Raw genomic sequence first — 15,173 nt, forward strand, 5'->3', positions numbered from 1 at the left:
CTCCCGGCTCAGCCGCCCAGGATCTCCAGGAGGCGGTTGAGGGGGCCGTCGAGGCCGTACCGGTCGGCCAGCCGGACCAGGGCCTCCGGGTCGCGCGGCTTGGCGGGCAGGGTCAGGTCGGCGGCGGGCAGCGGGGCGCCGGAGGCCACCTCGACGACGGCGGGCGCGGCGCGCAGGTAGTCGCGGGCGGCGGTCAGCCGGTTGCGGGCGCCCGCGGGGAAGCCGTCGGTGGCACCCGCGTCGAGCGCCTCCAGCAGGGCGGCGAGGGAGCCGAACCTGGTGATCAGGGCCGCCGCGGTCTTCTCGCCGACGCCGGGCACGCCGGGCAGGCCGTCGCTGGGGTCGCCGCGCAGCGTGGCGAAGTCGGCGTAGGCGCGGCCCGGGATGCCGTATTTCGCGGTGACGAACTCCTCGTCCACGATCTGCAGGTTGCGGATGCCGCGCGCGGTGTAGAGGACCCGGACCGGGCGGGCGTCGTCGACGAGCTGGAACAGGTCGCGGTCGCCGGTCACGATGTCCACCGCGCCCGTGGCCTGGTGGGTGAGCGTGCCGATCACGTCGTCGGCCTCGTAGCCGGGCGACTCCAGGCGGGCGATGCCGAGGGCGTCGAGCACCTGCTCGATGACCGCGATCTGCGGGACGAGCGCCTCCGGCACCTCCTCGGTGTCGCCGTGGGCGACGCGGTGCGCCTTGTACGTCGGGATCGCCGCCACCCGGAACGCCGGCCGCCAGTCGGCGTCCATGGTGGCCGCCAGGGCGGTGGGGGAGTGCGAGCGCACGAGGGTGGCGATCATGTCGATCAGGCCGCGTACGGCGTTGACGGGCGAGCCGTCGGGCCCCTTGATCGAGTCGGGGACGCCGAAGAAGGCCCGGAAGTAGAGGGACGGTGTGTCCAGGAGCATGAGCACTAGCCCAGTATGCCCACCGCCAGCACGCACGCGTCGTCTTCCGGGTTGGGCCCGCCGATGCCGGCCAGCAGGCGATCGAGCCCGGCGTCCAGGTTGTCGTACCCCGGCACGTCGCGCGCGGCGGCCAGGGCCAGGTCCAGGCCGACGTCGATGTCGCGGGTGCGCCGCTCCACCAGCCCGTCGGTGAACATCAGCAGCAGGTCCCCGGGTTGCAGCCGGGTGGTCGCCAGCTCGTACGGGCGGCCCGAGACGGCGCCGAGCAGCACGCCCCTGGGCTGGTCGAGCCGGCTCGCGACGCCGTCGCGCACCAGGATGGGCGCCAGGTGACCGGCCTGACCCCAGGCGAACACCCGGGTGTCCGGGTCCAGGTGGCCGATGATCATGGTGGCGGTGGTGTCCTTGAGCTGGTGCATGACCAGCTCGTTCAGCCAGGCCAGCAGCCGGTTGGCGGGCGTGGCGGTCATGCTGAGGCCGACCAGGGCGTGGCGGAGCTGGGCCATGCGCGCGATGGCGGGCAGGCCGTGGCCGGAGACGTCGCCGATGGCCAGCAGCAGGCGGCCGTCGGGGGTGGGGGCGGCCTCGAACCAGTCGCCGCCGAGGTTCGCGGTCGTCTCGGCGGGCACGTAGCGCACGGCGACCCTGGTGTGCGGCAGGTCGAGGTGGCACGGGGGCTCGGGCAGGATGGCCTCGCGCAGGGCCAGCATGACGTGGCGCTCCTCGGCGGCCTGCTCCCGGGCCTCCAGCAACTGGCGGCGCGACTCCGACATCATGCGCTCGGCGCGGCGGCGGCCGGTGATGTCCTGGATGACGCCGTGCATGCCGGCCGCGCCGCCGGGGGTCATCAGCGGTTCCAGCACCACCCGGATGTCGCGCAGGTCGCCGGAGCACCCGCCGCGGCGGATGCGGAACTCGGCCTGGACCGGCTCGACGCCCCGCACGGCCGACCACAGCAGCCGGTCGAGCGCGCCCACGTCCGCGGGCTCGATGTGCGCGGCCAGCTCGGGCAGGGGGATGGGGCCCTGGTCCGGGGCGCGGCCGAAGATCACGTACACCTGGTCGGACCAGATGGTCTCGCCGCTGTGCAGGTGCCATTCCGCCCAGCCCATGTTGCCGAGCCGCTGGGCGTGTGCCAGCCGTATGGCCAGCAGCTCGGCGTCACTTTCGTGCCCGAGCAGCTCGGCCGCGCCGATGACGTCGACCATGGTCTCACTCTCAAGCGCAGTGGAACTGGACAATTGGTCCCACAATACGTGATCGACTCCGAACGGAGTGTAGCCATGGCCAGCCGCCTTGTGAGAGCTTTTCGCGGATTTTAGGAGGCGGGCTCCGAGTAGATTGTGGGCTGTGACGTCTTCAGACCTGTATCCCGTGTCCCGTGTCTCCGCCGTCCAGGAAGCCGCCGCCAAGGCCGGTCTCGACGCCCTGTTGCTCACCCCAGGTCCCGATCTGCGCTATGTGAGCGGCTATGAGGCCAAGCCGTCGGAGCGGCTGACGTGTCTCGTGGTGCCCGCCGCCGGCGCGGCCTACCTCATGGTGCCCCGCCTGGAGTTGCCGTCCGCGCAGGCCTCGCCGGCCGCCCGGCTCGGGCTGGAGTTCGTGGCCTGGGACGAGACCGACGACCCGTACGCGCTGGCGGCGGCCCGGCTCGGGAAGCCGGCCAAGGTCGGCCTGGCCGACCGCATGTGGGCGATGGCCTCGCTGAGCTTCCGCGCGGCGCTGCCCGGGGCCGAGCAGGTGCTGGCCGGGAGCGTGCTGCGGGAGCTGCGGATGCGCAAGTCGCCCGCGGAGGTGGCGGCGCTGCGGGAGGCGGGGGAGGCGATCGACTCCGTGCACCGGCGGGTGCCGGAGCTCCTGCGCGCCGGGCGCACGGAGCGCGAGGTGGCCGCGGACCTGGCCGAGGCGATCCGGGCGGCCGGTCACAAGACCGTCGACTTCGTGATCGTCGCCTCCGGGCCGAGCGGCGCCAGCCCGCACCACGACGTGTCCGACCGGGTGATCCAGGCCGGCGACCCGGTCGTGGTGGACATCGGGGGCACCTTCCCCAGCGGCTACTGCTCCGACTCCACCCGCACCTACTGCGTCGGGGAGCCGCCCGCCGAGTTCGCCGCCTACTACGAGGTGCTGCGGCAGGCCCAGGACGCGGCCTGCGCGGCGGTGCGGCCCGGCGTGTCGTGCGAGTCGGTCGACGCGGCCGCCCGCGACCTGATCGCCGGGGCCGGCTACGGCGGCTACTTCGTGCACCGGACCGGGCACGGGATCGGGATGGAGACCCACGAGGAGCCCTACATCGTGTCCGGCAACGGCGAGCCGATGGAGCCCGGGTTCGCGTTCTCGGTCGAGCCGGGCATCTACCTGCCGGGGCGGCACGGGGCCCGGATCGAGGACATCCTGGTGTGCACCGAGACCGGCGGCGAGCGGCTGAACAACACCTCGCGCGAGCTGGTGATCGTCTAGCCCGCGGGCGAGGCGCCACGCCCCCGGGCGAGCGGGGGTGTGGCACAGTCGCTGTCATGTTCGCCGAGGTCGCACATGCCAGCCGGGCCGGGTCCGAGCGCCCCAACGAGGACCTGGTGATCGCCGGGCCGTCATGGGCCGTGGTGCTGGACGGGGCCACGGCGGCGCCCGGGGTGGACAGCGGATGCGCGCACGAGGTCGCGTGGCTGGTGGGGCGGCTGGGCGGCGCGCTGGCGGCGCGGCTGGCCGCCGGTCACGCCGGGACGCTGGCCGGGCTGCTGGAACAGGCCATCGAGGAGGTCTGCGCCGCGCACCGCGGCACCTGCGACCTGCGCAACCCGGACTCGCCGTCCTCGACGGTGGCGATGGTGCGCGGGGCGCGCGGGCGGGTGGAATATCTCGTGCTGGGGGACTCGCCGGTGGCCTTCCTCCGGGCGGACGGGCGGGTCGAGGTCGCCTGCGACGAGCGGCTGGAGCGGCTGCCGGGCGGGCGGCCGTACTCGGTGGAGCTGGTGCGGCGGCTGCGTAACGCGCCCGGGGGGTTCTGGGTGGCGGGGGCGCTGCCGGCGGCGGCGCGCCAGGCGGTCTGCGGGAGCGTGGCCGCCCGGGGGGTGCGGGGGGTCGGGGTGTTCACCGACGGGGTCGGGCGGCTCGTCGACTGGTACGGGTGGAGCTGGGGCGACGTGCTCGCCGCCGTCGAGTCGGAGGGCCCGGGGGCGGTGCTCGGGGCCGTACGGGAGCTCGAGATCGCGCGTGGACCCGTGCGCGGGAAGCGGCACGACGACGCCAGCGCCGCCTGGTTGCGCCTGGAACCGCCCGCGCCCTGAGCGGATTTCATCCCTTCCGCGGTGTCGTGTATCAGGTGCCGCCGCCGGTGCTCTGGGAAGGCGAGGGGCCCCGAAGGGAGGGCGCATGTTCGTCGGCAGGACTGCGGAGCTCGCCCTGTTGCGGGCGGAGCTGCGCGCGGCGGCCGGGGGCTCCTCCCGGAGGGTCGTGGTCGAGGGGCCGGAGGGCATCGGCAAGACCGCGCTCATCCACCACACGCTCGGCGGGGAGGCGGGTGTGCGGGTGCTGGCCGCCAGCGGGGAGGAGAGCGAGCGCCAGCTCAGGCTCGGCGTCGTACGGCAGCTCACGGACGAGGTCACCGGGTGCGACGGGGTGCCCGGCGGCCGGCGGATCGGCCTGACGGGGCAGGACTCGTGCGCGGTGGGGCAGGCGCTCTGCGAGGTCGTCGACCGGTTGCAGGCCGAGGGGCCGCTGGCCCTGGTGGTCGACGACGCGCAGTGGGCGGACCGGCCGTCGCTGCGCGCCCTGTCGTACGTGCTGCGCCGGGTCAGGGCCGGGCGGGTGCTGATGGTGGTCGGCTGCCGTGACCTGGCCGACCCCTGGCTGCCGGAAGGGCTGCGGCGGCTGCTGACCGGCGAGGACACCCGGCGCGTCACGCTCGGCGGGCTGAGCGCGGGCGAGCTGGCCGAACTCGCCGCGGGCCCCGCCGCGCCGGCGCCCGGGCCCGACCTGGCGGCGGCCCGACGGTTGCGGGAGCACACCGGGGGGAACCCGCTGCACGCCCGCGCCCTGCTGGCGAGCGTGCCCGTGCCGGTCCTCGCCGACCCGGGGGTGCGGCTGCCCGTGCCGGACACCTACCTGCGGCGCTTCGCCCGGCGGCTGCACGGCTGCGGCCCGGCCGCCCGGCGGCTCGTCGCGGCGTGTGCCGTCCTCGGCGGGCGGTGCCCGCTGCACCTGGCCGCCGTCGTCGCCGACGGGCTCGGCGAACCGCTGGACGCCCTTGAGGCGGCCGTCACCGCCGGCCTGCTGCGTGAGCTGCCCGGCCGCCTGGTCGACTTCCCCGAGCCGCTGGCCAGGGCCGCGGCCTACGAGGGGCTCGGCGCGGGCACCCGGGCGCGCCTGCACCTGGCCGCCTCCCGGGCGGTGGACGACGCGGGCACGGCGCTGCGGCACCGGGCGGCCGCCGCGGGCGGGCCCGACGAGGCGCTGGCCGAGGAGCTGGCCAGCTTCGCCGCCAAGGCGGCGCAACACGGGCTGTGGCAGGAGTCCGCCGCCCACCTGGACCTGGCCGCCGGGCTCACGGAGTCGGCGGCGCGCCGCGACGAGCTGCGCACTTCCGTGCTGGAACACGTCCTCGTCGGGGGCGACGTGATCCGGGCGGCCGAGCTCGCCGGCGCGCGCAACGCCGACCCCCGCCCGGTGCGCCGGTACGTGCTGGGACGCCTCGCGCTGGCCCGCGGACGCTTCGACGAGGCGTCCGAGCTGCTGGCCGAGGCATGGCGGCACAGAGAACCCGGATTCGCCGCCGACGTGGCCGAGCAGCTCGCATGGCTACATCTGGTCACGCGGGAGCGGGCAGCGGCGGTGGACTGGGCCCGCCTGGCGATCGAACAGCCCATCCAGGGCGCGGTCGCCAGGCCGTACGACGTGCTGGCGCTGGGAGGGGCACCCGGCGCCGGCGCGCCGCCCGACAGCCTGGCGGCGGCGGTCGCGCTCCTGGAGCGCGACGCGGCCGAGGAGGCGGGTACGGTGCTCAGGCGGGTCGTGGCCGCCGCCGCGAAGGCGGGACTGCCGCACCACCGGCTGCTGGCCACCGCGCTGCTGGCCGTCGCCGAGCACGGCGCCGCCCGCTGGGACGAGGCCGCCGCCCACGCCGAGCGGGCGCTCGCCGAGGCGGCCGCGCTCGGCCAGCGGTGGCTGCTGCCGTGCCTGGACGTGGTGTGCGTGGCGCCGCTGGCGGCCCGCGGCGAGCACGAGCGGGCGCTGGCCCACGCCACCGCCGCCCGCGCCGCCGCCGTCCGCCTGCGCCACCCGCTGGGGGAGACCCAGGCCGCCCTGGCCCTGGCGCTGCTCGGCGCCGGACAGGAGCCACCGGCGGACGGTGACGTGTTCGTTCCCGACCCGCGGCCGGCCAGGGTGGAGGCGCTGGTCGCCGACGGGCGGCCGGAGGAGGCCGGGCACACGCTGGCGGAGTTCGGGGCGGCTTCGGCAGCGCGCCGGACGGGGCCGCGCGCACAGGCCGAACTCCTGCGGCTCGGCGGGCTCCTGCTGGCCGCGAGGAACGTTCCAGGCGAGGCCGAGGAGAGCTTCGCCCGCGCGCTGGCGCTGGTGGAGTCCGGTGAGTGCCCGCTGGAGGAGGCGCGCGTGCTGCTGGACCTCGGCAGGCTGCTGCGCCGCACCGGCCGGCGCCGGGCCGCCGCCGAGCGGCTGGGCGCCGCCCGCGCCATCTTCGAACGGCTGGGCGCGCGCCCGCTCGTGGACCGCAGCGCCCAGGAGCTGGAGGCCTGCGGCCTGGAACCCCCGGCCACGGTACGGCTCGGGCTCACCCCTCAGGAGCTGAGCACCGCCATGCTGGTCGCCGACGGGCTGACCAACCGGCAGATCGCCAGGGAGCTGCTCATCAGCGTCAAGACCGTCGAATACCACATCGGTAAGATCTACACCAAGCTCGGAATCGGCTCCCGGGTCGCGCTGGCCGCCAAGCTCGCCGGCCGGCCCGCCTAGTCAGATCCGGATCCAGGAGGTCACCACCGGGCCGCCGGGCTCCCGGCGGACCCACAGCCGCAGCGGCCCCGGTGCCAGCGCGCCGACGGTGAACCGGCCCAGCTTCGTCCGAGCGCAGCCACGTGCCGCCGTCGGGCCGCTGCACCTCGATGTCGGCGGCCCCGCCGGACAGCCGGCCCACCAGCCGCCGGTCCAGCACCTCCAGCTCCACCACCACCTCGCCCGCCTCGAACGTCAGCAGCCGGCCCCGGCTCCTCGAACGTGCGCCACAGCTGGCCCACCTGGCCACGCACGGCACGTTCAGGGCCGACAGCCCGCTGTTCTCCTCGCTCCACCTCGACGACGGCCCCCTGACCGGCTACGACCTCGAACGTCATGGTCGGCCTGCACGACGGCCTGCGCCGCGGCCTCAGCCTGCCCGAGGCACTGTGCCGGGCCAGGGGTGACGACGTGTCGTTCATAGCCATCGGAGCGGGCTGATCAGCCACGAAGCTGATACCTTGATCGGTAGTACACGATCATGAAACAATTCCCCCACTGGTGTATGTCCCGGGGTATGGGGGGTCGTCGCCCATGATCCGCGAGTCGTTGGGCCGGCCCTAGGATGCGGCACGGCGAGCTGGACGAGGCGTTCGAGCTCGGCAGGACGTGCGCGCTGGCCGCCGAGTGCCGCAGGGATCTGGGCCGCTGCGCGCAGATGTACCAGGGGCTGTTCCCCGAGGCGGCCTTCGACGGCGACTTCTACCACTCCCTGACCCTCGCCACGGCCTTCAGCGCCCCCTGGGCCACCGCCGATCGCCTCAAGGTCCTCAACCGGACCGCCCTGTGGGTCCTGGCCGTGGATCGCCTCGTGGACCACACCGCGACCACCCGTGAGCAGGTCAGCCGCCTGACCCGGGAGTGCCTGTCGGTCGCCGCCGGCGCGGTGCCCCGCTCGGCGGTCACCCGGTTCCTGGCCGATTTGCGCGACGAGCTGGCCACCACCAGGGCGTTCGACGGCCTGCAGGGGCTGTGGCGCGACCAGCTCGCCAGGACGCTGGCGGGGATGGCCAGGGCCTGGGTCTGGCGGGACACGAACGCCGTGCCGACGCTGGCCCGCTACCTCGACAACGCCGACTGCCGCGGCTCGTGCTTCGTGGACGTCTCACACTGGATCTACACGGCCGACGACTGGTCCAGAACGCACCTGGAGGATCTGCGGGTCGTCAGCAGGCAGGTCCAGCGCTACCTGCACCTGCTCGGCGACGTCGCGTCGTATCGCAAGGATCTGAGCTGGGGCGATCTGAACGTGCTGGCGCTCGGCGTCACGCGCGCCGAGGTGACCGAGGCGATGGCCGAGCTGGCGCGCGAGGCGGCCGCGCTGATCGAGACGGTACGGGAGCCGAGCCCCCGCACGGCCGTCTACCTGCGAAGACAGATCGGTTTCAACGCGGGTTTCAACGGTATTTCGGCCCACAACCCATCACCTTAAGGGTCCTGTCGGATTCCATGACAGGGTGGCTTGACTGACCCGCGGTAAGTTCGGCGAATAGGTGGCTTCGAGTAACAAACCGTGACACTTTGTTTCTTGTAAAAGATTGCGGCTTGAGTGGAAAATGTGGCGTTGCTAGGGTGTCTCGATGCCAGGCATGTGGATCAACCTTCTCAACACGCCTTGACAGGTACCACTGACCACGGCACCTCAGGGGCGGGGTTGGGCATGCGCGGGAATGTACAGGCGGTGCTGGATGGAATTCGGTCGCACTGACCATTGGCGGCTGCCGACGGCGATCAAGATCTTGATCGCCGGGGGGTTCGGCGCGGGCAAGACCACCATGGTGGGCGCCGTCTCCGAGACCCGGCCGCTTCGCACGGAAGAGGCACTCACCCACGTCGGCACGCACATCGACGACCTGTCGGGCGTCGAGCGGAAGCTCACCACCACCGTGGCGATGGACTTCGGCCGCATCACGATCCGCAACGACTACATGCTGTACCTGTTCGGCACCCCGGGCCAGGAGCGGTTCTGGTTCGTGTGGGACGAGCTGGCCATGGGGGCGCTGGGCGCGGTGGTGCTGGCCGACACCCGCCGCCTGGAGGACTGCTTCCCGGCCGTGGACTACTTCGAGAAGCGCGAGCAGCCGTTCATCGTGGCGCTCAACTGCTTCGACGGCACCAGGCCGTTCACCGTGGGCGAGGTGCGCTCCGCGATCGGGCTGGAACCGGATATCCCCATCGTGCGCTGCGACGCCCGCAGGCGCGACTCCGGCCGGGAGGTGCTCATCACGCTGGTCGAGCACGCGATGCGCAGGGGTGCCACCCCGGTCGGGACCATGTCGTGAGCGGCAACGGCTACCTTTGACCGATGGAGGAGATCGACCGCCGGATCGTCACGCTGCTGGCTCGCGACGGCCGCATGAGTTTCACCGACCTGGCCAGGGAGACCGGGCTCTCGGTCTCGGCAGTGCACCAGCGCGTACGCCGCCTGGAAAAGCGGGGGGTCGTGCGCGGTTACGCGGCGATCATCGATCTTGACGCGGTGGGGCTGTCGCTGACCGCGTTCGTGTCGATCAAGCCGATCGACCCGGCGGCGCCTGACGACGCGCCCGAGCGGCTGGCGCACCTGGCGGCCATCGAGGCGTGCCACAGCGTGGCGGGGGACGAGAGCTACATCCTCAAGGTGCGGGTGGCCTCGCCGGTGGCACTGGAGGACCTGCTGCAGCAGATCCGCGCCTCGGCCAACGTCTCCACCCGCACCACGGTCGTGCTGAGCACCCCCTACGAGCACCGCGCCCCTGAGGTGATCAACGACGGCACCGAGCCGGACCCGAGCCTGAGCCCCGACCGCGACCAGGCCCCGTAGCGCCCCCGGTCCGTCCCCGGCGTCACGCACATGCCAAGCCCGAGGAGGGCCGACCCCAGCGTTCCCTTACGAAACGCGGACGCCCGGGTGGGTGATCGCCCAGGGGCCGCGCGGTGGTGCGACGCTGCACACCATGAACGCCCGCACCGCCCGCACCGCCGGCGCCGCCGCGCTCGTCGCCGCCCAGGTGACCGTCCTCGCCGTGCTCTTCCACCGCCCGCCGGCGGGGCTGTTCTGGTGGTACGCGGCCACCTGGGGCCTGTTCGCCGCCGCCGTGTGGGCGCTGCGCGGCGTGCCGGGCCGCCCGGCCGGCCGGCTGGTCCTGGCAGGCGGCCTGGCCGTGATCGCCACCGGGCTGTCCGGCCCGCCCGGCACCAGCACCGACCCCTACCGGTACGTCTGGGACGGCCGCGTCCAGGCGGCCGGTATCTCCCCCTACGACCACCCCCCGGCCGACCCGCGGCTCACCTCCCTGCGCGATCCCTGGCTCTTCCCCGGCTGCGCGCAGGGGCACTTCTACCCGATCGGCGACGGCGCCTGCACCAGGATCAACCGGTCCACCGTGCACACGATCTACCCGCCGCTGGCGGAGGCGTACTTCCTGCTGGTGGACCGGCTCTCACCCGGCGGGGCGGGGCTGGTGCCGCTGCAGGCCGCCGGCGCGCTGCTGGCGGCGGCCGTCCTGCTGATCCTGCGGCGCCGGGGCGACCCCCGGTGGGCCGCCTGCTGGGGGTGGTGCCCGGCCGTGCCCATGGAGGCGGTCAACAACGCCCACGTGGACATGCTCGCCGTGGCCGCCGTCGTGCTCGCCCTCGGTGTGGCCCGCCGGCCGCTCGGGCGGGGGGCGCTGCTCGGCGCGGCGGTCGCGGTCAAGCTGGTGCCCGCCGTGGTGGTGCCCGGCGCGCTCGCGGGCGCGCTGTCGAGCCGGCGGGGGGTCCGCCGCGCCCTGCGCACGCTGCTGCCCGCCGTGCTGGTCGTGGCCGCCGCCTACCTGCCCTACGTCCTCCTCTCCCGCGCGTCCGTGCTCGGCTACCTGTCCGGCTACGTGGCCGAGGAGGGATACGACGAGGCCGGGGCCCGCGACCGCTACGGGCTGCCGCGGCTGTTCCTGCCCGACGCGTGGGCGCTGCCCGCCACCGTGGCGATCCTCGCGGCCGTGCTGTTCCACGTCCTGCGGCGCGGTGACCCGGACCGCCCGTGGCAGGGCGCGCTGACGCTCACCGGCACCGCGTTCCTCCTGCTCACCCCCGGCTACCCCTGGTACGCCCTGCTGGTCGTGGCCCTGGTCGCCCTCGACGGCCGCTGGGAGTGGCTCGGCGTGCCGCTGGCGGGCACGGCCGCCTACCTCACCACCCTGGGCACCCCCGCCTACGCCCTGGCCGCCGCGGGCGTCGTGGCGGGGCTCACGGCGCGCCTGAGGGCTCGTGGCGGGCAGGCGGCCGGGACATGGCCCTACCGGTGGCGCCGAGGCGTCCCAGGCCGCGCCGGCCCGCCCTCTTGACCCGTCGGAACATTCTCCGATTTCCCGGATAAAGCGAAAGGCGTTCCGGGCGAAGGCGCTGTTCCGTGATGGATGTGAGGTAAGGAAAATATATCCAGAAATGTCTTGTAATTTGCGCCTTCGGGCGATTTAGGCGAGTCAGCCGCGAGCCGTGGAGCCGAAGACCTCGTCGCGCACCGCGCCGAGGGCGAGTTCGAGGGCCCCGGCCAGGACGGGGTTGCCCGCGACGCTCGACAGGCGGACCCGGGGCCGGGGAATGGTCAGCGCGTGCAACTCCTCCTCGACCAGTTCGCGCAGCGTCTCGCCGCCCGGCAGCACGACGCCGCCGGTCAGCACGATCAGACCGGGGTCGACGACGGAGGTGATGGCGGCCAGGCCCACGGCCAGCCGGGCGGCCACCTCGCGCAGCCCGGCCCGGGCCTGGCCGGCCCGTGCGCCCCGGCCGCCGGCCGCCCGTACGGCAGCGGCGACGGCCTGGCGGAAGCCGGCGCCGCGCACCCCGTACGAGCGCAGCAGCTCCAGCACGGCCGGGCCGCCGGTGAGCGCCTGGTAGCCGTGACCGGCGTAGCGGCCGGACTCGCGGGCCGTCGGCGCGCCCGGGGCCGGCATGTAACCCACCTCGCCCGCCCCGCCGGTCGCGCCCCTGTGCACCCGCCCGCCCAGCACGATGGCCGAGCCGATGCCCTGGTCGGCCCAGAGCAGCACGAAGTCCCGGCTGTCCGTGGCCGCCCCGTGCGCCTGCTCGGCCAGGGCGGCCAGGTTGACGTCGTTCTCCACGTCCACCGGCACGCCGAGCCCGGCCCCGAGCGTGGGGACCAGGTCGGGGATCTGCCAGCCGGGCACGTCCTCGGCGGCGGCGTGGCCGAGCCGGCCGGTGGTGGGGTCGATCGCGGCCTGCACCCCGATGACGACCCGGCGCAGCCGGCCCGGCGGGTTCGCGCCCCGCAGGGCCGCGTCGAGCCGGTCGACCAGCTCGCCGGCGGGCCGCCGCCGGGTGGGCAGCGTGTGCTCGCCCACGACCGTGCCGGTGAGGTCGGCGATCCTGGCCTCGATCCGGCCGGGGGTGACGTCGAGCGCGCCCACGTACGCGGCGGCGGGGTTGATCCGGTAGACCTCCGCCGTGCGGCCCGGCAGGCCCTCCCTGACGCCGTCCAGCACGACCAGCCCGGCCTCCCGCAACCGGGCCAGGAGCTGGGACGCCGTCGGCTTGGACAGGCCGGTGAGCGCGCCGAGCTCGGGACGGGTCAGCGGCCCGTGCTGGAGCAGGGCCCGCAACGCCGCGCGATCGTTGATGGCGCGTAGCAGACTGGGTGTCCCCGGCACCGGACCGCTCACGGGTGAGGCTCCTTGGGATAAAGTTAGGAAACTTTCCTAACCCGAAAATAGGCATCGTTCCGCGAGCGGTCAAGGGGTGGAACGAGGACGTAACGAGAGGGAGATCAAGACGGAAAGCCGGGGAGAGTGCTACGACGGGCATGCTAATGTCGTCGTTTGTCGTAACAATAAGCAGAATGGCCCGGAGCGTCCCATTAACCACATTAATGGTCAGGCGGCAACTCGTCAAACTGAGCTCACACGAGAGCAAACGTACGTCACCCGCCTCTATGACCGCCTCGACACGCTGCGCGAGCGTACCCAGCGGCAGCTCAAGGAGGTGCTGGCGACCGGAGCGGTCGGCACGATGCAGAACCGGTCGGAGCGCGACACGTTCGCCGACATGTACGCCTCCAGGCTGGCGCGGCTCTGGGCGGTCGAGCGCGGACTGGTGTTCGGCCGGCTCGACCACGTCGACGAGGGCAGGCTCTACATCGGCAAGCTCGGTCTCACCGACGACGACCAGCATCGCCTGCTGATCGACTGGCGCGCGCCGGTGGCTCAGCCGTTCTACCGCGCCACCTCGGCCGCGCCGATGGGCGTGACCAGGCGCCGCCACCTGCAGACCAAGGGCCGCAACGTGATCGGCGTCGACGACGACCTGCTCGACCTGGACTCCCTCAGCGACGACGACCGCGCCACGCTCAACGGCGAGGCGGCGCTGCTGGCCGCGCTCGACGAGCGGCGCACCGGCCGCATGCGCGACATCGTCGCCACCATCCAGTCCGAGCAGGACCGCGTCATCCGCAGCGACCTCAACGGTGTCCTGGTCGTGCAGGGCGGCCCCGGGACCGGCAAGACCGTGGTGGCCCTGCACCGCGCCGCCTACCTTCTCTACACCCACCGCGAGCGCCTCGAACGCCGTGGCGTGCTCATCCTCGGCCCCAACCTGACCTTCCTGCGCTACATCGAGCAGGTCCTGCCCTCGCTCGGCGAGACCGACGTGCTGCTGTCCACGGTCGGCGAGCTCTACCCGGGCCTGACCGCCACCGCCAGGGAACGCCCCGAGGTGGCCGCGCTCAAGGGTGACGCGCGGATGGCCGAGGTGATCGCCAAGGCGGTACGCGACCGGCAGCGGGTGCCGCGCAAGCCCGTCGATCTCACCATCGGCCGCATCACGCTGACCATCGACCGCGCCATGCTGGAGGGGGCCAGGAACAAGGCCACCCGCTCGCGCCGCCCGCACAACCAGGCCCGCGCGGTGTTCGTCAGGTCGCTGCTCAACGCCCTGGCCAGGCAGCAGGCCCGCAAGATCGGCAAGGGGCTCATCGAGGAGGAGGAGCTGGCCGACCTGCGGGAGGAGCTGCGTACCGAGCCGGTGGTGAAGTCCGCGCTCAACCGGCTGTGGCCGTACCTGACGCCGCAGCGGCTGCTGCTCGGCCTGTACGGCTCCGCCGAGCGCCTCGGCTACGCGGCCGCCTCGCTGACCCCCGAGGAGCGCGCGCTGCTGCGCCGGGACGGCGGGGAGTGGACGGAGTCGGACGTCCCGCTGCTCGACGAGGCGGCCGACCTGCTCGGCGAGATCGACGAGCAGGTGCTGCGGGCCAGCGCGCTGCAGGCGGAGGAGGAGCTGGCCGCCGCCCGGCAGGCGGAGGAGCGCGAACGCGAGGCCGAGCTCGCCTACGCCCGGGAGGTGCTGGAGCTGACGGGCCTGTCCGACGTCATGGAGGCCGAACGCCTGGCCGAACGCCAGCGCGGCGAGGGCCCCTACCTCACCACCGCCGAGCGCGCGGCCGCCGATCGCACCTGGGCCTACGGGCACGTGATCGTGGACGAGGCGCAGGAGCTGTCGCCGATGGCGTGGCGGGCCGTGATGCGGCGCTGCCCGACGCGTTCCATGACGATCGTCGGGGACATCGCGCAGACCGGCTCGGCCGCCGGGGCGCGCTCGTGGGCGGAGGTGCTCGACCCGTATGTGGCCGGGCGGTGGCGGCAGGAGCGGCTCACCGTCAACTACCGTACGCCGGTGGAGCTGATGGTGGTGGCCGCCCGTGTGCTGGCCACCATCGACCCTTCCCTGGAGGCTCCCGCCTCGGTGCGCGAGGCCGGCGCGCGGCCGTGGTCGGCGCCCCTGCCGGTGCTGCCCGAGCTGGTCAAGGCCGAGGTCGGGGAGGGCGGCAAGGTCGCCGTCGTGGTGCCGGACGCCCTGCTGGCCACGCTGGGGGCCGCCGTGGCCGAGGCCGTGCCCGGCGCGGTGGTGGTGACGCCCGGCGCCGGTCGGGCGCGGGGCGCCCAGGCGCTGGACGCGCCGGTGGCGGTGCTGGGGGTGACCGACGCGAAGGGGCTGGAGTTCGACTCGGTGATCGTGGCCGAACCCGACCTCATCGCCGCCCAGTCGCCACGGGGGCCGAGCGACCTGTATGTTGCTCTCACCCGGGCCACGCAACGGCTCGGGGTCGTGCACGAGCGGCCGTTGTCGGCGGCTCTGCGGGACTTGCCAAGCCGTTCGTCCGCACCGGCTAATGGGCTTTGAACCGCTTTACTGCGGCCGGTCAAGCATGTCCTACCTGCGAAAACTTGATGTTTCTGCTGATCGGGACACGGTTGACATCTGAGGTGGAGTCGGTAGTTTGCTGCGCAGTCC

11 protein-coding genes are annotated in these 15,173 nt (G+C 73.8%); 8 read left to right on the forward strand and 3 right to left on the reverse strand.

Going from position 1 to position 15,173, the window contains the following annotated elements; all coding sequences use genetic code 11:
* Positions 1-8: 8 nt before the first annotated feature.
* Complete coding sequence (locus ABGB18_RS04935; protein WP_347694301.1) at positions 9-902, reverse strand: 5'-3' exonuclease; 894 nt, start codon at positions 900-902, stop codon at positions 9-11.
* A 5-nt stretch (positions 903-907) separates the two neighbouring features.
* The gene (locus ABGB18_RS04940; protein ID WP_347694114.1) at positions 908-2,110 is read right to left on the reverse strand and encodes a SpoIIE family protein phosphatase; all 1,203 of its coding nucleotides are present in this window, start codon (positions 2,108-2,110) and stop codon (positions 908-910) included.
* Between the two features lie 142 nt (positions 2,111-2,252).
* Here ABGB18_RS04940 and ABGB18_RS04945 point away from each other — a divergent pair, with 142 nt between their 5' ends.
* From ABGB18_RS04945 to ABGB18_RS04975, 7 genes are all read left to right on the forward strand, one after another.
* Positions 2,253-3,362 carry a Xaa-Pro peptidase family protein gene (locus tag ABGB18_RS04945; protein WP_347694115.1) on the forward strand — a complete coding sequence of 370 codons (1,110 nt, stop codon included), beginning with the start codon at positions 2,253-2,255 and terminating at the stop codon, positions 3,360-3,362.
* Positions 3,363-3,418: 56 nt separating this feature from the next.
* Positions 3,419-4,189, forward strand: coding sequence for a protein phosphatase 2C domain-containing protein (locus ABGB18_RS04950; RefSeq protein WP_347694116.1), 771 nt, complete (start codon positions 3,419-3,421; stop codon positions 4,187-4,189).
* Between the two features lie 85 nt (positions 4,190-4,274).
* Entirely contained in the window at positions 4,275-6,872 is a 2,598-nt protein-coding gene (locus ABGB18_RS04955; protein ID WP_347694117.1) for an AAA family ATPase, read from the forward strand.
* Positions 6,873-7,476: 604 nt separating this feature from the next.
* Positions 7,477-8,343 (forward strand): terpene synthase family protein, encoded by an 867-nt coding sequence (locus ABGB18_RS04960; protein ID WP_347694118.1) that lies wholly within the window; start codon positions 7,477-7,479, stop codon positions 8,341-8,343.
* A 256-nt stretch (positions 8,344-8,599) separates the two neighbouring features.
* The gene (locus tag ABGB18_RS04965; RefSeq protein WP_347694119.1) at positions 8,600-9,193 is read left to right on the forward strand and encodes an ATP/GTP-binding protein; all 594 of its coding nucleotides are present in this window, start codon (positions 8,600-8,602) and stop codon (positions 9,191-9,193) included.
* A 23-nt stretch (positions 9,194-9,216) separates the two neighbouring features.
* Positions 9,217-9,714: an Lrp/AsnC family transcriptional regulator gene (locus ABGB18_RS04970; protein ID WP_347694120.1), complete on the forward strand. Its 498-nt coding sequence runs from the start codon at positions 9,217-9,219 to the stop codon at positions 9,712-9,714.
* Between the two features lie 133 nt (positions 9,715-9,847).
* Positions 9,848-11,215 carry a glycosyltransferase 87 family protein gene (locus ABGB18_RS04975; protein ID WP_347694121.1) on the forward strand — a complete coding sequence of 456 codons (1,368 nt, stop codon included), beginning with the start codon at positions 9,848-9,850 and terminating at the stop codon, positions 11,213-11,215.
* Positions 11,216-11,353: 138 nt separating this feature from the next.
* Here ABGB18_RS04975 and ABGB18_RS04980 read toward each other — a convergent pair whose 3' ends face one another.
* Positions 11,354-12,550: an ROK family transcriptional regulator gene (locus ABGB18_RS04980; RefSeq protein WP_347694122.1), complete on the reverse strand. Its 1,197-nt coding sequence runs from the start codon at positions 12,548-12,550 to the stop codon at positions 11,354-11,356.
* 319 nt (positions 12,551-12,869) lie between these two features.
* On the opposite strand from ABGB18_RS04980, the gene ABGB18_RS04985 reads away from it, so the two are divergent.
* Positions 12,870-15,062 (forward strand): ATP-binding domain-containing protein, encoded by a 2,193-nt coding sequence (locus ABGB18_RS04985; protein ID WP_347694123.1) that lies wholly within the window; start codon positions 12,870-12,872, stop codon positions 15,060-15,062.
* The last annotated feature ends 111 nt before the right edge of the window (positions 15,063-15,173 follow it).

It is taken from the genome of Nonomuraea sp. B12E4, from assembly GCF_039871825.1.
GTDB lineage: Bacteria > Actinomycetota > Actinomycetes > Streptosporangiales > Streptosporangiaceae > Nonomuraea.